This window comes from Streptomyces anatolicus (genome assembly GCF_019400875.1).
Lineage (GTDB): Bacteria > Actinomycetota > Actinomycetes > Streptomycetales > Streptomycetaceae > Streptomyces > Streptomyces anatolicus.
Genome location: NZ_WMBF01000648.1, coordinates 1 through 3,055 on the forward strand (window position 1 = coordinate 1; position 3,055 = coordinate 3,055).

3 protein-coding genes are annotated in these 3,055 nt (G+C 69.7%); 2 read left to right on the forward strand and 1 reads right to left on the reverse strand.

Annotation, left to right across the window (positions count from 1 at the left end; all coding sequences use genetic code 11):
* A partial coding sequence (locus GKQ77_RS30855) for a phosphoenolpyruvate carboxykinase (GTP) (RefSeq protein ID WP_219692414.1) occupies positions 1 to 1,208 on the reverse strand: 1,208 nt, incomplete at its 3' end.
* A 279-nt stretch (positions 1,209 to 1,487) separates the two neighbouring features.
* On the opposite strand from GKQ77_RS30855, the gene trhA reads away from it, so the two are divergent.
* Both trhA and GKQ77_RS30865 read left to right on the forward strand, forming a co-directional pair.
* Positions 1,488 to 2,204 (forward strand): PAQR family membrane homeostasis protein TrhA, encoded by a 717-nt coding sequence (gene trhA, locus GKQ77_RS30860; RefSeq protein WP_258022274.1) that lies wholly within the window; start codon positions 1,488 to 1,490, stop codon positions 2,202 to 2,204.
* A gap of 28 nt (positions 2,205 to 2,232) precedes the next feature.
* Complete coding sequence (locus GKQ77_RS30865; protein ID WP_219692416.1) at positions 2,233 to 2,967, forward strand: Mut7-C RNAse domain-containing protein; 735 nt, start codon at positions 2,233 to 2,235, stop codon at positions 2,965 to 2,967.
* Positions 2,968 to 3,055 lie beyond the last annotated feature (88 nt).

The following is a 3,055-nucleotide window of genomic DNA, read 5'->3' on the forward strand; positions in this document are numbered from 1 at the left end:
GTGGTGAAGCGGGCGTTCGGGTGGGCGGCCGGGGTGCCGGACTCGGGGGTCCAGTCGTTACCCTTCCAGTCCGTGAGGTGGGCCGGGGTCTCCTGCGTCATGCCCTCCCACCAGACGTCGCCGTCGTCGGTGAGCGCCACGTTCGTGAAGACGGAGTTGCCCCACAGCGTCTTCATGGCGTTGGCGTTGGTGTGCTCGCCGGTGCCGGGCGCGACGCCGAAGAAGCCGGCCTCGGGGTTGATCGCGTAGAGGCGGCCGTCCTCGCCGAAGCGCATCCAGGCGATGTCGTCACCGATGGTCTCGACGGTCCAGCCGGGGATCGTGGGCTCCAGCATGGCGAGGTTGGTCTTGCCGCAGGCGGACGGGAAGGCGGCGGCGATGTACTTGGGACCCTGCGACTCGCCCTGCGGCGGGGTGAGCTTGAGGATCAGCATGTGCTCGGCCAGCCAGCCCTCGTCGCGTGCCATGACGGAGGCGATGCGCAGGGCGTAGCACTTCTTGCCGAGCAGGGCGTTGCCGCCGTAACCGGAGCCGTACGACCAGATCTCGCGGTCCTCGGGGAAGTGCGAGATGTACTTCGTGGAGTTGCAGGGCCACGGCACGTCGGCCTCGCCGTCGGCGAGCGGGGCGCCGAGCGTGTGGACGGCCTTGACGAAGAAGCCGTCCTCGCCCAGCTCGTCGAGGACCGCCTGGCCCATCCGGGTCATGGTGCGCATGGAGACGGCGACGTACGCGGAGTCGGTGATCTCGACGCCGATCGCGGACAGCGGCGAGCCGACCGGGCCCATGCAGAAGGGCACGACGTACATCGTGCGGCCCTTCATCGAGCCGCGGAAGACCCCGCCCTCGCCGTCGGCGCCCTGGAAGATCTCCCGCATCTCGGCGGGGGCCTTCCAGTGGTTGGTCGGGCCCGCGTCCTCCTCCTTCTCGGAGCAGATGAAGGTGCGGTCCTCGACGCGCGCGACATCGCTCGGGTCGGAGGCCGCGTAGTACGAGTTCGGGCGCTTGACCGGGTCGAGCTTCTTGAAGGTGCCCTTGGCGACGAGCTCCTCGCACAGGCGCTCGTACTCCGCCTCGGAGCCGTCACACCAGACCACACTGTCCGGCTGCGTCAGGTCGGCGATCTCTTCGACCCAGGAGAGCAGCTCCTTGTGACGGGTCGGGACGGTGTTGGTCGGGGTGCTGGGAGCCGCGATGTCGCGCGCCACGATTGCTCCTAATCGAGGGGTTTTTGAGGATGTATGCCCCGTGGGGGCTGCGACCCGGACGCTTCACGTGTAAATCCTCTGGCGCTCATCCGGTGCCGACCGCACTCATTTGATCATCCGACGCGTCCGCGCATCTGTCCAGAGGGCCTCACACTTGAGCGGAGTGAGTATCGCCACTTGTACGGCTTCGGGGGTGAGGGCGGCGGTTCCGTCCGATTTGATGACTGCTTAACCTCCCGTTGATGACCGACTTACGGGCCCGTAGGTACGATGCGGACCATGACCGCCTCCGTCTCCGAAGCGATTCCGGAACCCGAGGACGCACCCTCGCTCGTCCCGTCCCCGCAGGAAATGCCGCTGCCCGTCAAGCCGAAGATGCGGGGCTGGCTGCACGCCGGGATGTTCCCCGCGGTGGTCGTGGCCGGCCTGGTGCTGACCGCGCTCGCCGACTCCACCCGCGGCCGGATCGCCTGCGGCGTCTTCGCCCTGACCGCCTGCCTTCTCTTCGGTGTGAGCGCGCTCTACCACCGGGGGAACTGGAGCCCGCGCGCGGACGGCGTCCTGCGCAGGCTCGACCACTCCAACATCTTCCTGATCATCGCGGGCACCTACACCCCGCTGACGATGCTGCTGCTGCCCGACTCGAAGGGGCGGTGGCTGCTCTGGGGCATCTGGGGCGCGGCGGTCGCGGGCATCGCCTTCCGCGTGTTCTGGGTCGGCGCGCCCCGCTGGCTGTATACGCCGTGCTACATCGCGATGGGCTGGGCCGCGGTCTTCTTCCTGCCGGACTTCATGCGTACGGGCGGCATCGCCGTGCTGGTCCTGGTCGTCGTCGGCGGGCTGCTCTACAGCGCGGGCGGCGTGATCTACGGCATCAAGCGGCCGAACCCCTCGCCCCGCTTCTTCGGCTTCCACGAGGTCTTCCACTCGCTGACGCTGGCGGCCTTCGCCGTGCACTACATCGGCATCTCCCTGGTGGCATACCGCCACGGCTGATCCGTCCCCCAACTGCCATCCTGACCGCATGAACGGTCCGCAGATCCTCATCAGTTTCGCCCCCGAGCTGGGCGTGTTCGTCCCGCAGGAGCGAAGGGACGGCCCCACCAGCGCCGTTACGGACGGCGCGTCCACGCTCGGGCACGTGGTCGAGTCCCTCGGTGTTCCGCTGACGGAGGTCGGCGCGCTCGTGGTGGACGGCCGCGAGGTCGCCGCCGGGCACGTTCCGGGGGCGGGCGAGTCCATCGTCGTACGCGCGGTGAGCCGCCCCCAGCCGGTGCCGGGCGCCCCGCTCCGGTTCCTCCTCGACGTGCATCTGGGCACGCTGGCCCGGCGGTTGCGGCTGCTCGGCGTCGACGCGGCGTACGAGAGCGCGGACATCGGCGATCCCGCGCTCGCCGCGCTCTCCGCCGCCGAGCGGCGCGTTCTGCTGAGCCGTGACCGGGGGCTGCTGCGGCGCCGCGAGCTGTGGGCCGGAGCGTACGTCTACAGCGACCGCCCCGAGGACCAGCTCCGTGACGTACTCGGCCGGTTCGCCCCGGAGCTGCGGCCCTGGACGCGGTGCACGGCCTGCAACGGCGCGCTGCGGGCGGCCACGAAGGAGGAGGTGGCGGACCTCCTCGAAGGCGGCACCCGGGGCACGTATGAGGTGTTCGCCCAGTGCGGGGAGTGCTCCCGCGTTTACTGGCGGGGCGCCCATCATGATCGGCTCTCGGCGATTGTGGTGGGGGCGCTGAGGGACTTCGGCGGAGCCGTCCGCTAGGCCGATCACCGGCTCCGCCGAGTTCGTCCTCAATCGCCGGACGGGCTCAAGATTCCTGTCCCGTACGTCTACGTCTCCAGCGCGGGGC

What these genes read in the sequence shown, in the direction of transcription:
- trhA (WP_258022274.1), top strand. Translation starts at nt 1,488, where the DNA reads ATGACCGCCTCCGTCTCCGAAGCGATTCCGGAACCCGAGGACGCACCC.
- GKQ77_RS30865 (WP_219692416.1), top strand. Translation starts at nt 2,233, where the DNA reads ATGAACGGTCCGCAGATCCTCATCAGTTTCGCCCCCGAGCTGGGCGTG.